Here is an 18,926-nt window from a genome sequence, read left to right on the forward strand (position 1 = left end):
GGGCCGGGACCCGGCCGGTGAACCGGGAGGGATGAGAGGCTCGCCCCGTGACCTCGTGGATCGACTCCGATGAGCACGGGAGCCGGCTGGCCGCCGAACGGCAGCGGCTGCTCGGCTTCGGCCTGGGGACGGCGCACCCGCTCGGCGGCGCCGCCTGGCTCGACGACGCCGGCAACCCCGACCTCGAGCGGCCGGTGCAGACCTGGATCACCGCCCGGATGGTGCACGTCTACGGCCTGGGTCTGCTGCTCGGCCGTGAGGACTGCCGCCCGGTGGCCGAGGCGGCGCTGGCCGGGCTGACCGGCCCCCTGCACGACGGTGAGCGGGGCGGCTGGTTCGCCGCCGTACTCGCGGACGGGTCGCCGGAGCCGCCGGCCGAGAAGTCCTGCTACGCCCACGCCTTCGTGGTGCTCGCCGCCTCGACCGCGACCCTCGCCGCCCTCGACGGCGGTCGCGCGCTCCTGGAGCAGGCGACCCGCGTGCTCGAGGACCGGTTCTGGGACGACGAGGCGGGACTGTGCCGCGACTCCTGGGACCGCGGCTGGAGCGTCGCGGACGGCTACCGCGGCATCAACGCCAACATGCACGCCGTCGAGGCGATGCTCTCCGCCGTCGATGCCGGCGCCGACCCGGTCTGGCGGCAGCGCGCGCTGCGGATCTGCCGGTTCGTCGAGCGGCAGGCGCGAGGCAACCACTGGCGGATCCCCGAGCACTACGACGCGTCCTGGGTCGCCCTCCCGGACTACCACCGGGAGAACCCGCGGGACCCGTTCAAGCCGTTCGGTGCCACGGTCGGCCACGGCTTCGAGTGGGCCCGGCTGATGCTGCACCTGGAGGCGGCCCTCGGCACGCAGGCGCCGGACTGGCTCGCCCCGGCGGCGGTGTCGCTGTTCGACCGGGCCGCCACCGACGGCTGGGCGGTCGACGGGGAGCCGGGCTTCGTCTACACCACCGACTGGGCGGGCGTCCCGGTCGTGCGCGAGCGGATGCACTGGGTCGCCGCCGAGGCGGTCGCGGCGGCGGCGGTGCTGCACCGGCGGACCGGGAAGGAGCGCTACGCCCGGCTCTACCGCACCTGGTGGGAGTACGTCGACACCGCGCTCGTCGACCGGGACGCGGGCTCCTGGCACCACGAGCTCGACGTGCACAACCAGCCGGCGGCCACCGTCTGGCCGGGCAAGCCGGACCTCTACCACGCGGTGCAGGCCACCCTGGTGCCGCGACTGCCGCTGGCCCCGATGCCGGCCGCCGCCGTGCGGGCCGGGTCGACCGGCTGACCGGCGCGCCCTACACCGGCTCCGCCTCGCCCTCCCCCTCAGCCGGCCGGGGACGGGTCAGCCGGGCCAGCAGCGGCACCATGAGCAGCGCCGCGAACAGCCGCAGCACCTGCAGGCTGAAGACCAGGCCGGTGTCGGCCCCGGTGGACAGCGCAATCGCCACCACGGCGTACAACCCGCCCGGGGTGGTGGCCAGGTAGGCGTCGAGCGGGCTGATCCCGGTGGTCAGCGAGACGACGTAGCCGATCGCCGCGCAGGTGAGGATCGTGCCGGCCACCTGGATCAGCGCGAGCGGCAGCAGCCGCATGATGAGCCGCAGCGTCTGCGGGGTGAACTTCACGCCGACCTGGACGCCGATCACCACGTAGCCGGCGTTGAGCAGCACCGTGGGCACCGTCGCGTCGCCGAACAGCCCGGTCCCGGCGAGCAGCACGCTGACCAGCATCGGCAGCAGCACCGCGCCGCCCGGGAAGGACAGGTAGCGCACCGCGACCAGGCCGATCCCGAGCGCGATCAGCGTGAACGCGTACGCCGTCCAGGACGCGCCGGCCCCGCTCTGCGGGCCGCCGGTCAACGAGGCGGACGGGTCGATCAGCCCCGCCACCACCGGCATCGTGAAGAGCACGACGAGCACGCGCAGGTACTGGATGGTCGCCACCACCGGCTCGTCGGCGCCGGCGTCCCGGGCGGTCGCCACCACCCCGGAGGCACCGCCGGCGATGGAGGCGAAGCTGGCCGTCGTGGCGGTGACGCCGGGCTGCAGCCGCAGCACCTGGCCCCAGGCGAGGCTGGAGAGCAGCGTCCCGGCGAGCGCCAGCGCGATCACCCAGCCGTGCTCGGCGAAGGTGTCGAGCAGCTCGACGGTGACCAGGGTTCCCACCGAGACCCCGATGACCGCCTGCCCGAGGGTGCCCGCGGAGCGCGGGACGTCCGGCGCCTGGGCCGCCATCGAGGTGACCAGGCCGCCGACGAGCGCGCCGAGCAGGTACGGCGCCGGGGCGCCCGCCAGCGTCAGGGCGCCGATCGAGGCCGCCACGAGCACCCCGAGGAGCAGCCACCGTCTCAGCACCGACCTACCCTAGGTGCCCGGTGCGCAGCGGCGAGAGGTGGTGACCGGTCGGTGGTCGACGCAGCATCCGTGCGTCGTCGGGGCAGCGTCACCTTGTGCCTCGTCGTCGCCCTGGCCTGGGGCGGCTGCACCTTCGGTTCCGGCTCGGCCGACCACGGCGACGGCGGTGCGGACGGGCACGCCGACGGCCGGCTGCACCGGGTCGTCCGCGTGGTCGACGGCGACACGGTGCACGTCGACTGGCGGGGCGAGGACACCACGGTGCGGATCATCGGCATCGACACCCCCGAGTCGGTGAGCCCGAGCACCCCGGACGAGTGCTGGGGCTCGCGCGCCACCCGGGCCGCCGAGGGGCTGCTGGAGGGGCGCCGGGTGGCGGTGGTGCTGGATCCTTCGCAGGGGCGGCGCGACGTCTACGGCCGGCTGCTGGCGTACCTCGACATCGAGGGTGGGCAGGACTTCGGCGAGGCGATGATCCGGGCCGGCGACGCGGTGGAGTACACCTACGACGACCCCTACGCGCGCCAGGCGGGCTACCGGTCCGCCGAGCGTGCCGCCCGAGCGGCCGACCGTGGGCTGTGGGGCGCCTGCGGCGGACCGGATCGGCCGCTCAAGGGCCCGTGACAGACTCGCCGTCATGACCACTCCGACCGTCGCCCTGCTCGGCACCGGCGCCATGGGCGCCGGCATGGCCCGCAACATCGCCGCCGCCGGCATCCCGCTGAGAGTCTGGAACCGCAGCACCGACAGGGCCCGTCCGCTCGCGGAGTCGGGCGCGAAGGTCTGCGACTCCGTTGCCGAGGCCGTCGACGGCGCCGACGTCGTGATCACCATGCTGTGGGACGCCGACTCCGTCGAGCAGACCCTGCGGGAGGCGGCCGGCAGCTTCGCGGCCGGGGCGGTGCTGCTGCAGACCACCACGGTCGGCGTCGACGGAGCGGCGCAGCTGGACAAGGTGGCCGCCGAGCTCGGCCTGGTCCACCTCGACGCCCCGGTTCTCGGCACCAAGGGCCCCGCCGAGCAGGGGAACCTGGTCGTGCTCGCCTCGGGACCCGAGGACGCCCGCGACCGGGTCGACGCGGTGCTCGAGGCCATCGGCTCCCGCACCCTCTGGGTCGGCGGGGCCGGCGCCGGCTCCCGGCTCAAGCTCGCCGCCAACGCCTTCGTGCTCAGCCTCACCGGCGCCGTGGCCCAGTCGCTGGCGCTCACCCGGGCGCTCGGCCTCGACCCGCAGCTGTTCCTCGACGCGCTCGCCGGCGGGCCCCTGGACGCGCCGTACGTCCGGATCAAGGGCGGCGCGATGCTCGCGGAGCAGTACGCCCCCGCGTTCGGGATCGAGGGCGGCGTGAAGGACGCCGACCTGATCCTGGAGGCCGCCCGCGGCAACGACCTCGACCCGGTGGTCCTGCAGGCCGTGCGCGACCAGCTCGTCCGGGTGCTCGAGGCCGGTCACACCGACGAGGACATCGCCGCGGTCTACCGCGACTACACCGGCTGAGCGCTTCTCACCGGTCGGGACCGTAGAGACCGAAGTGCAGACCCGGGTCGGCCGGGTCCCAGGTGCCGGTGAACTGCGCTCGCGCGCCCATCTCGGTGTTGCGTCGGATCAGGTCCTCGCCGAGCGCCAGCCGGTCGGGCTCCCAGGACCGCAGTGCGGCCACCACGTCGTTCCCGTGCGCGGCCAGCGCGTCGGCCAGGGCCCACGCGTCGGCGGCGGCCTTGGCGGTCCCGGCGGCCGCGTGCGGGCGTGCCGCGAAGGCCGCGTCGCCGAGCAGGGCTACCCGCCCGAAGGCCATCTGCGGAACGGCGACGTCGATCACCGACTGGATGTAGGGCTGCGCGGTGCGCACCACCAGCTCCGCGGCGGCTGGAGGAAGCAGCCCGGGCGCCGACGCCTTCAGCTCATCGACGTACCGCTGCTGGACCTTGCCCGCCGGCACCGACACCGCGGCCGTCTGGCCGCGTACGTCGGTCATCAGCTCGTCGAGTGCCGGCCCCTCGGCCACGTTGCGGTACCAGACGTAGTTGAGGAGCCGGTGACCACGATCCAGCTCGCCCTGGCGCCCCGGGATCGGGTACATGCAGATGTGCGACCGCTCGACCACGGCGTAGCCCAGGGCGTCGTCGAGCAGCTTGCGGGTCTCGTCCGAGACCTCTGCCTCCGGCACGGTTCCGCGCCAGCCGACGTACCCGGAGTAGATCGGACGGACCGCGGGCAGCAGCCTGCGTCGGCCCGTCGAGGAGATGCCGTCGGCGAAGACCACGAGGGCGCCCCGCTCCCGACGGCCGCTCAGGAAGCGCACCTCCGCCGTGTCGCCGTCCTGGTCGACCCCGACGGCCGACTCGCCGAGGTGGTAGTGCTCGGTGCCGAAGTCGTCGAGGAGCGTTCGGTAGAGCGTCGTCCACGAGCTGAACCGCCACGCGGCCGGCTCCTCGTGGACGATCTCGTTGTCCGCGCCGAGGTAGCGCAGGACCGACGAGCCGATGCTCACGTCCGGCACCTCGAGGTCGCGGCGGCGCTCGGTCACCCACCGGACGGTGTCCGGCTGCAGCACGATGCCGCCGCCGCGGCCCTCCAGCAGGGCGGAGGAGCGCTCGAACAGGTCCACCTCGAAGCCCTGCTCACGCAGCAGCAGGGCGACGGTCAGGCCGCCGAAGGAGCCGCCGACCACCAGGGCCCGCGGTCGGTCAGGCATGGGGAGCCGCCCGCCGGACAGGTCCGGCGCGAACGGGTGCTCGTCGAGGTTGACCACGATCGCGTCCTGGGTCGTGCGCGCGACGATCATGCGGACCGGCTCGGTCTGGCTCGCGTTCTCCTCCCAGTGGACGACGTTCGGCTTGATGTAGACGAAGTCGCCGGGGTGGGCCTCCCGCGGCGTGCCCAGCCGGTCGCCCACCCACCACCGGCCCACGCCACTGAGCACGTAGAGCGCAGTCTCGGACTCCCCGTGGTGGTGGACGCCGGTCCGGCCGCCGGCCGGGAGGATCGACAACCCCATCCACAGGTTCTCCGATCCCAGCCGGCGCGCGGACACCGCCTCGAAGCGCTGGAGCCCGTGGGTCTGCGGGGTCTGGTCGGACAGGTCGTCGGCCCGGACGATGTGGACGTCGTCGCGCATGTCTGCTCCTGGACGGTCGAGGGGATACGCCCGATCCTGGCTGCCGCCGGGCAGGGCGGCCATGTGTGCAGGCACAGTCATGACGGAAGTCGCTGTGACGTGGCACAGTCAGCCCATGACGGCGGCGGAGCACGCGGACCTGCAGCGCTGGCTGGCGGCGACCGCCGCGATCGCCTCGGCGGTGAACCGGCCGACGGCGCTGCCGGCCCTGCTCGACCTGGTCGCCCGGACCGCGTCGGAGCTGATGGGCTACGACTTCTGCGGAGTGCTGCTCCCCGATGCCCACGGACGGTGCCTGCTGATCGAGGGCTCCTTCGGCCTGTCGACCGACTACGTCCGGCAGGTCAACGAGAGGAACCCGGTCACCCTGCGGCCTTCGGCCCAGGAGCCGCAAGCGCCCTCCGGTCGCGCCTACCACTCCCGCGAGCCGGTGCGGATCGCCGACACCTTCGCCGACGAGGACTTCCTGCCCTGGGGTGGCGTGGCCCGGGAGCAGGGCTACCGCTCGATGATCTCGGTGCCGTTGCTCTCCTCAGGTGAGGCCGTCGGCACCCTGAACTGCTACCGGCGTCAGCCGCACGAGTACGGCGCCCGGGAGGTCGAGCTGCTCGAGATGCTCGCCGACCAGGCCGGCGTCGCGATCACGACCGCACGCCTGCGTGACCGGGAGGCCGCCACCATCGCGGACCTCCGCTCGTCCAACGCCTCGCTCGAGGAGCAGCAGGAGCTGCACCGCCAGGGCACCCGGGTGCACGAGCAGCTCACGACGGTGGCGCTGCGCGGCGGCGGCGTCGCAGGGGTGGCGCGGGCCCTCGCCGACCTGCTCGACCGGAGCGTGAGCGTCACCGACGAGCCGGGCGGCGAGCCCCTCGCCACGATCGGCGTGCACGGCCCCGACGGGGACGGGGACATCGACGTGGTCGAGGCGCCGGTGCGCCTGGGCTCGGTGGAGGTCGCCCGGATCCGGGTCCGGGGTGCGGACCGCCCGCTCGCTCCCGTGGAGCAGCGCGCCCTCGAGCAGGCGGTCACCGTCTGCGCACTCGAGCTGTTGCGCGAGCGCACCGCTCTCGAGGCGGAGTGGCGCGTCTCGGGCGAGGTGGTCACCGACCTCCTCACCGGCAGTGCCTCCGCGCTGCAGACGGTGGGGGAGCGTGCGGCCCGGCTGGGGCACGATCTCGACAGGCCGCACGCCGTACTGGTCCTGGCGGGTCGCACGGGGGAGCCGGCAACCGACCACCTGCTCTCGGTGGCCCGCGGCTACGCCGCCACCGCGACCCCACGGGGGCTCGTCACCGGCCTCGGCACCCAGGTGGTGCTGCTGTGGCCCGCCACGGACCCGGAGGAACCGCGACGACACGCCGACCGGCTACGTCGGCTGCTGCTCCGGGCCCGGCCGGACGCGTCCGTCTCGGTCGCCGTCTCCCCGACCTGCTCGGCTCGAGCGGAGTACCCGGCGGCCTACCGGCGTGCCCGCGGGGCGGTCGAGCTGGCGCGGCTGCGCGGCACCGACGGAGTGGTGACGCTCGACCGGTTGGGAGTGCACGGGCTGCTGCTCCAGCTGGAGGACGTCAGCCAGCTCGCGGCGTTCGCCGACTCACGGCTGCGGCCTCTGCGCGCGCATGACGAGGCTCGCGGATCCGCGCTGGAGGCGACGGTGCGCGCCTACCTCCACCATGACCTGAGCACGGCGGCGACGGCGGCCGCACTCTTCGTGCACCCGAACACCGTGGGGCTGCGGCTCCGCCGCGCCGAGGAGCTCCTGGGCTGCTCGCTGACCTCCGTGCGCGCGCTTGTCGAGCTCCAGGTCGCGCTCAGCGCGAGCGAGGTGCTCGAGGCTCAGACGCCGAGCCTCCGGTAGGACCGGGGCCAGACCAGGAGCGGGACCAGCCACAGGACGGCGAGCAGCACGAGGGCGGGCGAGCTCCAGGCGCCTTCGATGGCAGCACCCAGCAGCGGGGTCCCGAGCAGGATCAGCCCGTTCGCCTGGCTGTTCAACAGCCCCACCGCGGCGGCCGGACGGTCCGGGCGGCGTGCCTGGCCGGCGGCGAGCACGGCGGCGAACGGCAGCCCGCCGAGCACGCCGAGCGTGACGACGGCGACGACGGCCACGGCCGGGACGGTGGGGGCCGCGAGCGCCAGGGTGGCCAACGCGCACGCCAGCAGCGACAACGCGGAGACCCGGCCGCGGTGGTGGGGCAGTCGCAGTGCCAGGGCGCCCCCGAGCGGCCGGCTCAGGACCGTCAGCCCCAGCACCAGCGACGCCGCCAGGGCGGCGGCAGGGCGGCTGAAGCCCCAGTCGGTCACGAGGAGGACCGCGGCCCAGTTGCTGAGCACCACGCCGAGCCCGAGGGTGACGGCGTGCACGGCCGCCAGCCGGTGCAGCTCGCCGTCGAGCAAGATCCAGCCGGTTGCCGCCGGGCGGTCCTCCCGGTCGGGACGCCCGGGGGACCGCACCGCCATCGCCGGGACGGGGACGAGGGCGACCAGCGTCACCGCTACCAGGGCCGCGGCCCCGCTGGTCACCCAGGCCGCCCGCCAGCCCAGCATCCCCTCGGCCAGCGGGATCACCAGCACCGACAGCCCCGAGGCGGCGAGGGACACCCCGCCGAAGATGCCGAGCGCGGACGCTCCGGCGCCGGAGCGTCGTACCAGCTCGGCCCCGGACACGAAGCAGACCGCGTATCCCGCGCCCGCCGCGGCCCGGCAGACGAGGGCCAGCCAGGTGAGCGGGACGGTCGCGGCGAGCACGTGCACGACGACCACCAGGGTCAGGCCGAGCACCGAGGCCTTACGCGGACCGATCCGGTCGACGAGGGCGCCGGCGGGCAGCTGTAGGGCGGCGTACGGCGCTGCCAGAGCCGTCGTCATCAACCCCACCGTGACCAGGCCCGCGTCGTACGCCGGAGCGATCGTCGCGGCGCCGGCGCCGGCAGCCGTCATGGCCCAGCCGGCCGAACCGCCGAGCATGCAGGCAAGCACCAGTGCCGCACCACGGTCCGTGGGGCGGACGACGTCACTGCTGGGCACACCGGCTCCGATCCCGCGTGCCAGGGGACTCGTGGTGGGTCGCGGTCGTCCAAGGATGGAGGCCCGACGCCGAGCACGCACTCACGGTCGCCGTCATCGCGCGCGCCTGATGCTGTCTCTCAGCATCAGTGCGCGGCGCCACCCCCCGCACGACACTGGGCTGCGACCCAGCGGCCGGATCCCGGCCCGAACCGCCAGAGGAGACGCTGTGAGACTCGGATACTTCGCGATGCCGATGCACCCTGCGACCCGTCCGTGGGGGGAGACGCTGCGCGAGGACCAAGAGGCCGTGGTGCTCGCCGACAAGCTGGGCTACCACGACGCGTTCATCGGCGAGCACCTCACCGACCGCCAGGAGAGCATCACCAACAGCCTGCTCTTCCTGGCCACCCTGATCCCGCAGACCACCCAGATCAAGCTCGGCACCGGGACGACGAACCTCTCGCACCTGCACCCGGTGCTCGTCGCCGCGCAGTCGGCGATGTTCGACCACCTGGCGAACGGCCGCTTCATCCTCGGCGTCAGCCCTGGCGCGCTGCCGTCGGACGCGGAGGTCCTCGGCATCCTCGGCGAGGACCGCAACCAGATCTTCGCCGACGCCATCGAGGTGATCACCCGGATGTGGTCCGACGAGGCGCCCTACGACATCGACCTCCCGGGCAACCGGTTCAAGGTCACCACTGCGACCACCATGGACCTCGAAGCCGGCATCGGGGCAGTCCCCAAGCCCTTGCAGACGCCGCGTCCGGAGATCGTCGGCACGGTCGTCGCCCCGTTCTCCAAGGGCGTGATCGCCATGGGGGCCAAGGACTTCCACCCGCTCTCGGCGAACTTCCTGCTGCCGCAGTGGGTCGCCACCCACTGGCCGAACTACGTGGAGGGCAGGGAGTCGGTCTCCGCCACGGCGAGCGCCGACGACTGGCGCGTGGCCCGATCGTTGTTCGTGGCCGACGACGAGGCGACTGCGCTGCGCTACGGGAAGGAGGACGCCGACAGCCCCTACCGCTTCTACTACGGCAAGATGCTGGCCAAGATGCGGTCACTGGGACGGCTCGAGCTCTTCAAGACCCGGCGCGACCAGCCCGACGACGAGATCACCCTCGACTACGTGCTGGACAAGCTGGTGATCACCGGCACGCCCAGCTCGGTGGCCGAGCAGGTGCTGGCGCTCCAGGAGGAGACCGGCGAGTTCGGCGAGCTCGTCTACGCGGGCATGGACTGGGTGGACGCCGACCTCGGCCGGCGCTCCATGGAGCTGATGGCCACCGAGGTGATGCCGGAGGTGAACGCCGCGATCGCGGCGGGGCCCGAGGCGGCAGCCGTGTCGGCCGGGGCCTGAGCGATGGCCGAGGAGCGGATGCCCCCGCTCGGCGACCGCGAGCTGACGCCGGACCAGCAGCGGGCGCTGCAGCGGATCACCGCAGGGCCCCGCGGCAAGCTGCTCGGCCCGTTCGCGGTCCTGCTGCGCACCCCTGGGCTGATGGACAGGGTCCAGGAGGTGGGCGCCTACCTGCGGTACGAGAAGGCGCTGGAGCCACGCCTCTTCGAGCTGGTGGTGCTGATGGTCGCACGGCGATGGGACCAGGACTTCGAGTGGGCGCACCATCACCCACTCGCTCTGGCCGCCGGCCTGCCCCCCGACGTGGTGGAGGCGGTCGGCGAGGACCGCCGCGAGGAGACGACGGACCAGGCGGTCGCTCTCGTGTGGGAGCTGGTCGACCAGCTGCAACGCCGGGGCGGGATCGACGACGACGTCTACGCCCGGGCGGTGCGACAGCTCGGCGAGGAGGGTGTCATCGAGGTGGTCGTCGCGGTCGGCTACTACACGACGCTCGCGCTCGTGATGAACGTCGCGCGCACGCCGCCGGAGGCCGGGCCCAAGCTCCCGCCGCGCGCCGGGGTCGACGCATGAGCGCCTCGCTGCCGGTGCCCGAGCTCTTCTCCGCAGGTCAGGGACCGCCGGTCCTGCTGCTGCATCCGCTGGGCGTGGACCGGACGGTGTGGAGTCCGGTCTCCGCGCACTGGTCGGGGCTCACCGTCCTCGACTACGACCTGCCCGGCCATGGCGGCGCCGGGACACCCACCGAGGCGGCCGACCTTGCCGACCTTGCCGACCAGGCGGCGCAGCTGCTCCGTAGCGCCGACGTGGGGGCGGCCCACGTCGTCGGCGTCTCGCTCGGCGGGCTCGTCGGCCAGGCGCTGGCGGCGCACTCGCCGGACCTGGTTCGCAGCCTGGTCGTCGTCGACGCGGTCGCCGTCTACCCGCCGCCCATGCGGCAGATGTGGGCGGAGCGAGCCGCGCTGGTCCGGTCCGAGGGGATGGCCCCGGTCGTCGAGCCGACGCTGCAGCTGTGGTTCACCGAGCAGGCCCGGGCGGACGACGCCCCACCAGTGCCTGCCGTGCGCCGGTTGCTCGGTGCCATGGACCCCGAGGGCTACGCACGCGCGTGCGAGCTGCTGGCGTCCGTCGACACCCGCGACCTGCTCGGGCGCATCGCCGCACCCACGCTGGTGGTGTGCGGCGACGACGACGCGCCCGCCTTCACCGCCGCCGCCCCCGAGCTCGCCCGCGCCGTGCCCGACGGCCGGCTGGCCTGGCTGCCGGGACTGCGTCATGCCGGGGCGTTCGAGCAGCCGGAGCGGACCGCCGAGCTGCTGGAGGAGTTCTTCGCCGGCGTCGGCTGAGCTAGCGGTCGAGGAGCCGGATCAGGCGCAGGGCGACCTGGAGCTCGGTGCGCCGGCCCTGCAGCGACCGGCCGAGCAGCTCCTCGGCCTTCTGCAACCGGTTGCGCACCGTGTGCTCGTGCAGGTGCAGTGCCTCGGCGGTCGCCACGTGACTCCCGAGCTGGAACGAGGTCTGCAACGTCTCGCGCAGACGCTGCGCCTGCTCCGTGTCGGCGGCGAGCGGACCGAGCTCGTCGACGACGAAGCTGCGCGCCCGGTCCCGATCCTGCATCAGCAGGATCTCCAGCCCGACGTCGGCATGGCGCAGGACCCGCGGCGACTGCTCGGGTCCCCACGCGTTCCTCACCTCCTGCACCTGCTGGACCTGCAGCCACGTCTCCCGCAATCCCTCGGGTCCGGGTCGGGAGTCGCTGAGTGACGCCTGGACGTCCAGCAGGCGCAGGTGCTCCACCAGTGCGTCATGGCTGTGCCGCTGCCAGCCGGACGGGTTGGCCAGCCACACGACGGTGCTGGACAGGTCCACCGGGTGCAGGAGGCCCTGCGCCGCCCGGGCCGCGGTCCGCATCCCCTGCACCAGTCGCTCGGCCGCACCCTCGGCCACCGTGGGCAGCAGCACTGCCACGTGCGTGGCCGCCAACGGGTACGCGAGCGTCACCAGGTCCGAGGGGGAGAGCGGAGCGGCGCCGGGTCCGAGCAGCTGGCGCACCAGGCCGTTGCGCACGTGCGCACGCGACCGGCTCAGCGCGTCGTCGGCCCGGGCGAAGCTCTCCGCGACCTGCGAGGCGACGTGGTCCTGGTAGCCCTGGATCACCACGGTGAGCGCGCACAACGCCTCCAGCGCCTCGCGTCGTGGGATGTCGTCGAGCTCGGCACGCGCGCACAGATGGTCCGCCCACTCCTGCCACATGGCGGCGAACCCCACCCGGTAGGAACGCTGCAGGGCCGTCTGGGGCACACGCAGTCGTGCCTGCACCGTGGCGAACACGAGTGGCTGCGTGAGGCGGACGTCCTCGAGGGCCAGCCGTGCCGTGAGCACGCCCTGCAGGGCCTGCAGGTTCTCGTCGACGCTGGCCCGGAGCCTCTCCACGAAGTCGGCGTTGCGAGCGAGATCGGGAAAGGCGGCCTCGAGGTCGCGCTGCACGACGACCCTGCCGAGTGCGACGAGGTCGACGCAGGCCGCTGTGGCCCGTGCCCACGCCGGCAGGGCGGCACCGAGAACGGGGGCCTCCGCCTGCGCGGTCACCCTCAGGCCCCGGCCGGAGGAGTGGCCGCCGCGCGGTCCGTCGTCGACCGCTTGACCAGGCTGGTGGCGAAGACCTGCTCCCGGCCCGGCCCGATCTCGCCGTCGAACTCGATCCGCTCGGCCAGCATCCGCGCGGCTGCACGCGCCATGTCCCCGAGCGGCTGGCGGACGGTGGTGAGCTGGAAGACCTCCCAGGCGGCCATCGGGACGTCGTCGAACCCGATGATCGACACCTGGGACGGGACGTCGACGCCCAGGGAGCGGGCGGCGTCCACGGCGCCGAAGCCGATCACGTCGTTCGCGCAGAAGAGGGCGGTCGGCGGCTCCTTCAGCCGGAGCAGCTCCCGCGCGTGCTGGTAGCCGTTCTGGTGGCTGTAGGGCCCCTTGCGCATCAGTGACTCGTCCAGCTCGATCCCCGCCTCGCCGAGGACCTCCACGAGGCCCGCGAGCCGGTCCCGGCTGGTCGAGGTGTTCGACGGCCCGCGGATCACCCCGATGCGTTCGTGTCCCAGCTCCACGAGGTGGCGGCCGGCGAGTCGGCCGCCCTCGTGGTTGTCGGCCACCACCCGGTCGACGTCCATGCCGTCGACGTACCGGTTGAGCAGGACGATCGGCAGGTCCCGCTCGCGGACGGCGTCGGGGAACCGCGAACCCAGGGTGGCGGTGGTGACGAGGACGCCGTCGATGGACCTGTCGAGCAGGCGGTTCAGCGCCTCCTGACCGGTGGGGATGTCGGTCCGCTCCGCGAAGAGCACGACGCGGTATCCCATGAGACGCAGCTCGTCGTGGATCGGGGTCAGCAGCGAGGGGAAGAACGGGTTGGTCAGGTCGGCCACCACCACGCCGATGGTGCGGTGGGAGGTGGCCGCATCGTCCCCGTTCAGCGGTCGGTAACCGAGCCGCTCCGCGGCCTCCTCGATCCTGCGTCGGGTCTCGGGCCGGACCCGGGGGTCCTTGCGCAGGGCGCGCGAGACGGTGGACTGGGACACTCCGACCTCGTGCGCGACGGTCCAGCTCGTGGTGGTCGACGGCCGGGGGCCACGCCGCTTGCGCGGGGCCTGCTCGTCGGGCGTCGTTGGCCCGCCCTCGGGAGCGCTCACCGCGCCGTGCTCCTGCTCATGAAGCCACCCTACTTTGCCGACCAGATGCATAGAGTATGCATTACGTCGAGCGCCATTGCCAGCCCTACTTTGAGCGTGCAAGCACCTTTCTTGGCGCCACATGGACGGCTCACCAACTGGGACGGATTCAAAGAAATGCTTGACATTGCACGGAATGCCAAGAGAGAGTCACGTCACACTGCGGAAAGCCAGATCACACTCGGGGGTCGGCGAACGGCGCAGCAGTCAGGGTTCCGGGCGATCGCCTGGACGGCCGCGGAGCCCATCGCTCCTTCATCGAGAGGCACGACATGACGAGTACACGTAAAGCGCCACCGACCGCGTGGAAGCTGGCTGCCACAGTGCTGGCCGGCGGCCTCGCCCTCAGCGCCTGCAGCCCCGCCGCCAGCGGCGGCGGCGACGGCGAGGCGAAGGACGCCAATGGTGCCGTCAACATGGTGATGGCCCCCGACCCCGTCTGGAAGTGGATGGAGGACCAGGGCATCAAGCAGGAGATGGAGGAGGAAGCCGGGATCCAGATCCTCACCTCCTCGTCCTGGGACGAGTTCGGCGTCTACGCCGGCGGTCACGCCGACGTGGTCTCCGCCGCGTCGTACGAGGTGCCGGAGCTCGAGAAGCAGACCGGTGAGAAGGCCACGATCTTCGGCAAGTTCAACTCCGACCGGAGCATCCTCGCCGTGCCCGCGGACAGCACCGCGAAGGACCTGTGCGACCTGAAGGGCAAGAAGATCGTCACGCACAGCGCCGTCTCCATCACGATCATGTGGGGCATCTACGCCAAGGAGTTCTGCGACCTCGACCTCCGCGCCGGTGGCGGGGACTTCGACGTGATCGTCACCGACGTCCAGAACTCGGCATCGCTGGTGGAGCGGGGGGACGCGGATGCGGCGCTTCTGCTCCCGGACTTCGGAATCCCGCAGCTCTCCAGCGGCAAGCTGCGTCCGCTCTACGACGCGAAGTCCGTCTCGCAGATCTACGGCGAGGAGTTCGGCGAGTCCCCCGACACCACCCACCCCCAGAACAACGTCTTCGTGGCGCGCAAGGCCTGGGTCGAGAAGAACCCCGAGGAGGCGGCCTTCCTGATCAAGATCTGGGACCGGGGCGTCCAGGAGTGGGCCCAGAACAAGGAGCAGATCGTCGAGGCCTATCCCGAGGACTTCGCCGCAGAGACCCCGGAGGAGAAGAAGTTCATCCTCGACTGGCTCGACAATACCTACGACTGGTTCGTGCCGACGACCTACCTCGACCAGGCCTGGATCGATGAGGAGACCAAGCTGTTCGAGCTGATGAAGGAGACCGGTTTCGTCGAGGAAGACGTCGCGACCCCCGACTTCACCATCATCGAAGCTGAGTGACCCCGGTCCGGCGGCCAGGAGAGAGGCATCCCATGACGCATCAAGTAGAAGAACGGGCGGCCGAACAGACCGCGGTGGCACGAGACGAGGGCGAGAAGAGCGCCCGACGTGTCGCCCGGCGCCGCCGCTGGCGTCAGACCGCTCTCCTGGTCGCCGGCTGGGCAGCCATGTGGCTGGTGTGGGAGTACGGCTCGTGGTACCTCGGGGGGCGGATCCTGCCTCGTCCTCTCGAGGTGCTCGCGGAGATGGTGGAGATCCTGCGCAGCGGCGCGTTCTTCTCCGACTTCACCGCCAGCGTCCTGAAGACGTTCGCGGGCTTCGCGGTGGCAGCCGCGGTCGGTGCTCCGGTGGGCTTCCTGATGGGCCGTTACCGCTACTGGCGGGCGTTCTTCCATGACGGAGTCACGATCGCCGGCACGATCCCGGCCATCGTCTACGCGGTGCTCTCGCTGATCATCTTCGGCCTCTCCAACCTCGGCCCGATCCTGGCCGTCGCGCTCGTCTCGGCGCCGTACGTCGCCCTGAACGTCGCGGAGGGGATCCGAGGCGTGGACAAGCAGCTGATCAGCATGAGCGAGGCCTTCGGCCGCAGCCACCGCGAGATCCGTCGTGAAGTGCTGATCCCGACGATCGTGCCGTTCGTCTTCGCGGCCATCCGGATGTGCTTCGCCGTCGCCTGGAAGGTCGAGGCACTGACCGAGGTCTTCGGCGGCCGCAACGGCGTCGGCTTCCAGATTCGTACCCAGTACCAGCTCTACTCGATCACCGGTGTGCTGGCGTGGATGTTCCTGTTCATCGCCTTCATGCTCATCATCGAGCGACTGGTGCTGGCCAAGGCCGAGGCGCGTCTGCTGGCCTGGCGTCCCGAGGAGAGGAGCACGGCGCTGTGACCACAGCCACTGCTGGAAGACGCTTGTCCACCACCGAGATCGAGGAGGGTCGTTCCCCCTGGATGCGGCGGATCACCTCCGACAGCGGTGCCCGGATGGCGTCCTACCTCTCCTTCCTGGCCCTCTGGCTGCTTGCCACCGCCGTCTTCGACCGGGTGCCCGGCCCCGTGGAGGTCGTCGAGCGCCTCCTCGAGGAGTTCGCCCGCGGTGAGGTCTTCGGCAACTTCGGTCTGACTCTCTACCGGTTCTTCGTCGGCGTGGCGCTGGCCACCGTCGTCGGGATCGTGGTCGGCGTGGTCATGGGTCTCTCCCGGATGGCGCGGTCGTTCTTCGAGAGTCCCGTCCTCGTCGGCCTGTCCATCCCTGCCATCATCTGGTCGTTCCTGACCGTGATGTGGTTCGGCTTCGGCAACACCGGACCGATCATCACGACGTTCCTGACCGCCCTGCCCTTCGTCGTCATCAACGTGGCGCAAGGAGTCCGTGGGGTCTCCCGGGACCTGCGCGACATGTCCTCCACCTACAACGTCCCGTTCGCTCGCCGGGTGAAGGACCTGGTGCTGCCGGCGGTCACCGGCTACGTCGCCGCAGGGGTGCGCTTCGCGATGATCATCGGCTGGAACGGCGTGCTGCTCGCCGAGTGGTACGGCGGCTCTGGAGGTGTCGGCTACCGGTCGCGCTTCTGGTACGACGCCAACCGGTTCGGCGGCTTCGCCGCCTGGGTGGTGCTCTTCGTGGGCTTCATCGTGATCCTCGACCGCTTCGTCCTCGACCGGATGATCCAACGCGCCTTCCGGTGGCGCGACAGCTCCTCCTGACCCCCGGCTCCTCGAGCTCGCCGTTCCGACCTAAGGAAGATCCCGTGGCAGTCCTGACCGTCAACAACCTGTGCAAGACCTTCAACGTGGGGACCCCCCGCGCCAGCAGGGTCCTGAACGACATCTCCTTCGAGGTGAAGGGGCAGACCTTCGTCTCGATCGTCGGTCCGTCGGGCTGTGGCAAGAGCACCCTGCTGAACATCATCTCCGGCGTCGAGGAGCACACCTCTGGTGACATCTCGCTGACCTCCGACTCCGGGGCGCCGGCGCGGATGGGCTATGTGTTCCAGGACCCCCGGCTGCTGCCGTGGCGCAGCGTCATGAAGAACATGATGTACGTCCAGGACAGCCGCGACGAGGCGACGGTGGCCCGGGCACGGAAGTACCTCGACATGGTCGGGCTGACCAAGAACGCCGACTTCTTCCCCGGTCAGCTCTCGGGCGGCATGCAGCAGCGCGTCGGCATCGCTCGCGCGTTCGCGGTCGAGCCCGACCTCCTGCTGATGGACGAGCCGTTCAGCCACCTCGACGCGATCACGGCCCGCGGGCTCCGTGCGCAGCTGCAGGACATCTGGGCACAGTCCAAGAAGACCGTGGTGTTCGTGACGCACGACGTCGTTGAGGCAGTCGAGCTCTCAGACCGGATCATCGTGCTGCAGCCCGGCGGCCGGATCTTCGAGGACATCACCATCGACCTCCCCAGGCCGCGGCGGCAGTCCGATCCCCGCGTCGCCACGCTCCAGGCCGAGGTGCTCGCCCGGCTGGAGACGATGAAGGCCGCCCACCACATGAGCGAGCCCGTCGCCTAGCCCACCCTCGCGTCCCTCCAGGTGGACCGGCCATGAGCCGGTCCGCCCGGTCGACCGATCCCTTTCAACGTTGTGGAGACCCCATGAGCAAGCAGCTGAAGGCGGAGACACCGTCCGACTCCGTCCAGCACGACCAGAGTGCCGTGGGCGAAGCCGTCCGGTCCGTGATCGAGGACGTACGCAACCGCGGTGACGCCGCTGTGCGCCACTACTCGGAGAAGTTCGACTCCTGGTCGCCGCCGTCCTTCCTGCTCGACCGGGCGGCTGCCGAGGAGATCGTAGACGGATTGCCACCGCAGGTCGTCGCCGACATCGTCGAGGTGCAGCAGAACGTGCGGGAGTTCGCCCAGCTGCAGCTGGAGTCCATGCGCGAGTTCGAGGTGGAGACCAAGCCCGGCGTCCACCTCGGCCAGAAGCACCTGCCGATCAGCGCGACCGGCGCCTACGTGCCCGGCGGTCGCTATCCGCTGACGGCCTCGGCCCACATGACGGTGGTGACCGCCAAGGTGGCCGGCGTGGAGCGCGTGACCGCGTGCACGCCGCCGATCCGCGGTGAGATCCCCGCCGCGACGGTGGCCGCGCTGCACCTCGCCGGGGCCGACGAGATCTATCTGCTCGGCGGCATCCAAGCTGTGGCGGCACTCGCGCTCGGCACCGAGACCATCGGTTGCGTCGACCTGATCGCCGGGCCCGGGAACGCGTACGTGGCCGAGGCCAAGCGCCAGCTCTTCGGCGAGGTGGGGATCGACCTGTTCGCCGGTCCCACCGAGATCCTGATCATCGCCGACGAGCACGCGGATCCCTTCATCGTCGCGGTGGACCTGCTGAGCCAGGCCGAGCACGGCCCGGACTCGCCGGCGATCCTGATCACCACCTCGGAGAAGCTGGGCCGCGAGGCGATGGCCCACGTCGAGCGGCTGCTGCCAGGCATGTCGACGGCCGACATGGCCGGGCCCGCCTGGCGTGACCACGGCCAGGTCCACGTCGTCGACACCCTCGAGGAGGCCTTCTCCCTGGCGGACTCCTTCGCCAGCGAGCACGTGCAGGTGCTGACCCAGGAGCCCCGACTCGCACTCGAGCAGATGCGTCACTACGGCGCGTTGTTCCTCGGCGAAGGCACCTGCGTCTCCTACGGCGACAAGGTGATCGGCACCAACCACGTGCTGCCCACCAGGGGTGCCGCGCGCTACACCGGTGGTCTGTGGGTGGGGAAGTACCTGCGGACCGTCACCTACCAGGAGGTCACCGACCCGGCGGCCAGCGCCCGGCTCGGTGAGCTCTGCGGCCGGACCGCGCGGGTCGAGCTCTTCGAGGGGCACGCCCGCTCCGGCGACGTCCGCGCCACCAAGTACGCCGGCGCCCCCGCGCCCTGGGCCGACGCCGTCCGCGTCGGCTGAGCCACTCCACCATTCCGCCACCGAGAGGACACCCTCCGCATGAGCAGCCGACCCGGCCGCACCGTCGACATCCACGCCCACGTGATCACCCCGGAGTGTCAGGCTCTGGTCGAGGG

Annotated in this window: 17 protein-coding genes; 12 read left to right on the top strand and 5 right to left on the bottom strand. The window is 71.9% G+C overall.

From position 1 onward, the window contains the following. The first annotated feature begins 47 nt into the window (after positions 1 to 47). Entirely contained in the window at positions 48 to 1,277 is a 1,230-nt protein-coding gene (locus H9L09_RS09770) for an AGE family epimerase/isomerase (protein ID WP_223164281.1), read from the top strand. Positions 1,278 to 1,287: 10 nt separating this feature from the next. On the opposite strand, the gene H9L09_RS09775 is transcribed toward H9L09_RS09770, so the two are convergent. Then, complete coding sequence (locus H9L09_RS09775; RefSeq protein WP_187580400.1) at positions 1,288 to 2,346, bottom strand: AbrB family transcriptional regulator; 1,059 nt, start codon at positions 2,344 to 2,346, stop codon at positions 1,288 to 1,290. Positions 2,347 to 2,397: 51 nt separating this feature from the next. Between H9L09_RS09775 and H9L09_RS09780 the strand changes: the two genes are divergently transcribed. Then, on the top strand, positions 2,398 to 2,970 hold the full coding sequence (locus tag H9L09_RS09780; protein WP_187580401.1) for a thermonuclease family protein: 573 nt from the start codon (positions 2,398 to 2,400) through the stop codon (positions 2,968 to 2,970). 13 nt (positions 2,971 to 2,983) lie between these two features. Next, on the top strand, positions 2,984 to 3,844 hold the full coding sequence (locus H9L09_RS09785; RefSeq protein WP_187580402.1) for an NAD(P)-dependent oxidoreductase: 861 nt from the start codon (positions 2,984 to 2,986) through the stop codon (positions 3,842 to 3,844). Between the two features lie 7 nt (positions 3,845 to 3,851). Here H9L09_RS09785 and H9L09_RS09790 read toward each other — a convergent pair whose 3' ends face one another. Next, positions 3,852 to 5,465, bottom strand: a complete 1,614-nt coding sequence (locus tag H9L09_RS09790) for an FAD binding domain-containing protein (protein WP_187580403.1) — start codon at positions 5,463 to 5,465, stop codon at positions 3,852 to 3,854. Positions 5,466 to 5,580: 115 nt separating this feature from the next. Between H9L09_RS09790 and H9L09_RS09795 the strand changes: the two genes are divergently transcribed. Beyond that, positions 5,581 to 7,323 carry a helix-turn-helix domain-containing protein gene (locus tag H9L09_RS09795; RefSeq protein WP_187580404.1) on the top strand — a complete coding sequence of 581 codons (1,743 nt, stop codon included), beginning with the start codon at positions 5,581 to 5,583 and terminating at the stop codon, positions 7,321 to 7,323. On the opposite strand, the gene H9L09_RS09800 is transcribed toward H9L09_RS09795, so the two are convergent. After that, positions 7,302 to 8,492, bottom strand: a complete 1,191-nt coding sequence (locus H9L09_RS09800; protein ID WP_187580405.1) for an MFS transporter — start codon at positions 8,490 to 8,492, stop codon at positions 7,302 to 7,304. The two genes, H9L09_RS09795 and H9L09_RS09800, sit on opposite strands and share 22 nt — an antisense overlap. A 208-nt stretch (positions 8,493 to 8,700) precedes the next feature. On the opposite strand from H9L09_RS09800, the gene H9L09_RS09805 reads away from it, so the two are divergent. Genes H9L09_RS09805 through H9L09_RS09815 form a run of 3 tightly spaced genes read left to right on the top strand, consistent with a single transcriptional unit; the run spans position 8,701 to position 11,177 of the window. Further along, positions 8,701 to 9,831 (top strand): LLM class flavin-dependent oxidoreductase, encoded by a 1,131-nt coding sequence (locus H9L09_RS09805; protein WP_187580406.1) that lies wholly within the window; start codon positions 8,701 to 8,703, stop codon positions 9,829 to 9,831. Between the two features lie 18 nt (positions 9,832 to 9,849). Then, positions 9,850 to 10,404 (top strand): carboxymuconolactone decarboxylase family protein, encoded by a 555-nt coding sequence (locus tag H9L09_RS09810; protein ID WP_187580407.1) that lies wholly within the window; start codon positions 9,850 to 9,852, stop codon positions 10,402 to 10,404. After that, positions 10,401 to 11,177, top strand: coding sequence for an alpha/beta fold hydrolase (locus H9L09_RS09815; RefSeq protein ID WP_187580408.1), 777 nt, complete (start codon positions 10,401 to 10,403; stop codon positions 11,175 to 11,177). The genes H9L09_RS09810 and H9L09_RS09815 overlap by 4 nt, the downstream gene beginning before the upstream one ends. 1 nt (position 11,178) lies before the next feature. Here H9L09_RS09815 and H9L09_RS22430 read toward each other — a convergent pair whose 3' ends face one another. Continuing rightward, the gene (locus tag H9L09_RS22430; protein ID WP_187580409.1) at positions 11,179 to 12,420 is read right to left on the bottom strand and encodes a PucR family transcriptional regulator; all 1,242 of its coding nucleotides are present in this window, start codon (positions 12,418 to 12,420) and stop codon (positions 11,179 to 11,181) included. A gap of 2 nt (positions 12,421 to 12,422) precedes the next feature. Further along, on the bottom strand, positions 12,423 to 13,520 hold the full coding sequence (locus H9L09_RS09825) for a LacI family DNA-binding transcriptional regulator (RefSeq protein WP_187580410.1): 1,098 nt from the start codon (positions 13,518 to 13,520) through the stop codon (positions 12,423 to 12,425). Between the two features lie 311 nt (positions 13,521 to 13,831). Here H9L09_RS09825 and H9L09_RS09830 point away from each other — a divergent pair, with 311 nt between their 5' ends. The 5 genes from H9L09_RS09830 (at position 13,832) to hisD (ending at position 18,810) form a co-directional block, all read left to right on the top strand. After that, positions 13,832 to 14,896, top strand: a complete 1,065-nt coding sequence (locus tag H9L09_RS09830) for an ABC transporter substrate-binding protein (protein WP_187580411.1) — start codon at positions 13,832 to 13,834, stop codon at positions 14,894 to 14,896. A gap of 32 nt (positions 14,897 to 14,928) precedes the next feature. Continuing rightward, the gene (locus H9L09_RS09835; protein WP_187580412.1) at positions 14,929 to 15,786 is read left to right on the top strand and encodes an ABC transporter permease; all 858 of its coding nucleotides are present in this window, start codon (positions 14,929 to 14,931) and stop codon (positions 15,784 to 15,786) included. Positions 15,787 to 15,809: 23 nt separating this feature from the next. Continuing rightward, positions 15,810 to 16,604 carry an ABC transporter permease gene (locus H9L09_RS09840; protein ID WP_187580413.1) on the top strand — a complete coding sequence of 265 codons (795 nt, stop codon included), beginning with the start codon at positions 15,810 to 15,812 and terminating at the stop codon, positions 16,602 to 16,604. Between the two features lie 44 nt (positions 16,605 to 16,648). Beyond that, complete coding sequence (locus H9L09_RS09845; protein ID WP_187580414.1) at positions 16,649 to 17,413, top strand: ABC transporter ATP-binding protein; 765 nt, start codon at positions 16,649 to 16,651, stop codon at positions 17,411 to 17,413. A gap of 83 nt (positions 17,414 to 17,496) precedes the next feature. Next, positions 17,497 to 18,810 carry a histidinol dehydrogenase gene (hisD, locus tag H9L09_RS09850; protein WP_187580415.1) on the top strand — a complete coding sequence of 438 codons (1,314 nt, stop codon included), beginning with the start codon at positions 17,497 to 17,499 and terminating at the stop codon, positions 18,808 to 18,810. The last annotated feature ends 116 nt before the right edge of the window (positions 18,811 to 18,926 follow it).

Source organism: Nocardioides mesophilus, assembly GCF_014395785.1.
GTDB lineage: Bacteria > Actinomycetota > Actinomycetes > Propionibacteriales > Nocardioidaceae > Nocardioides_B > Nocardioides_B mesophilus.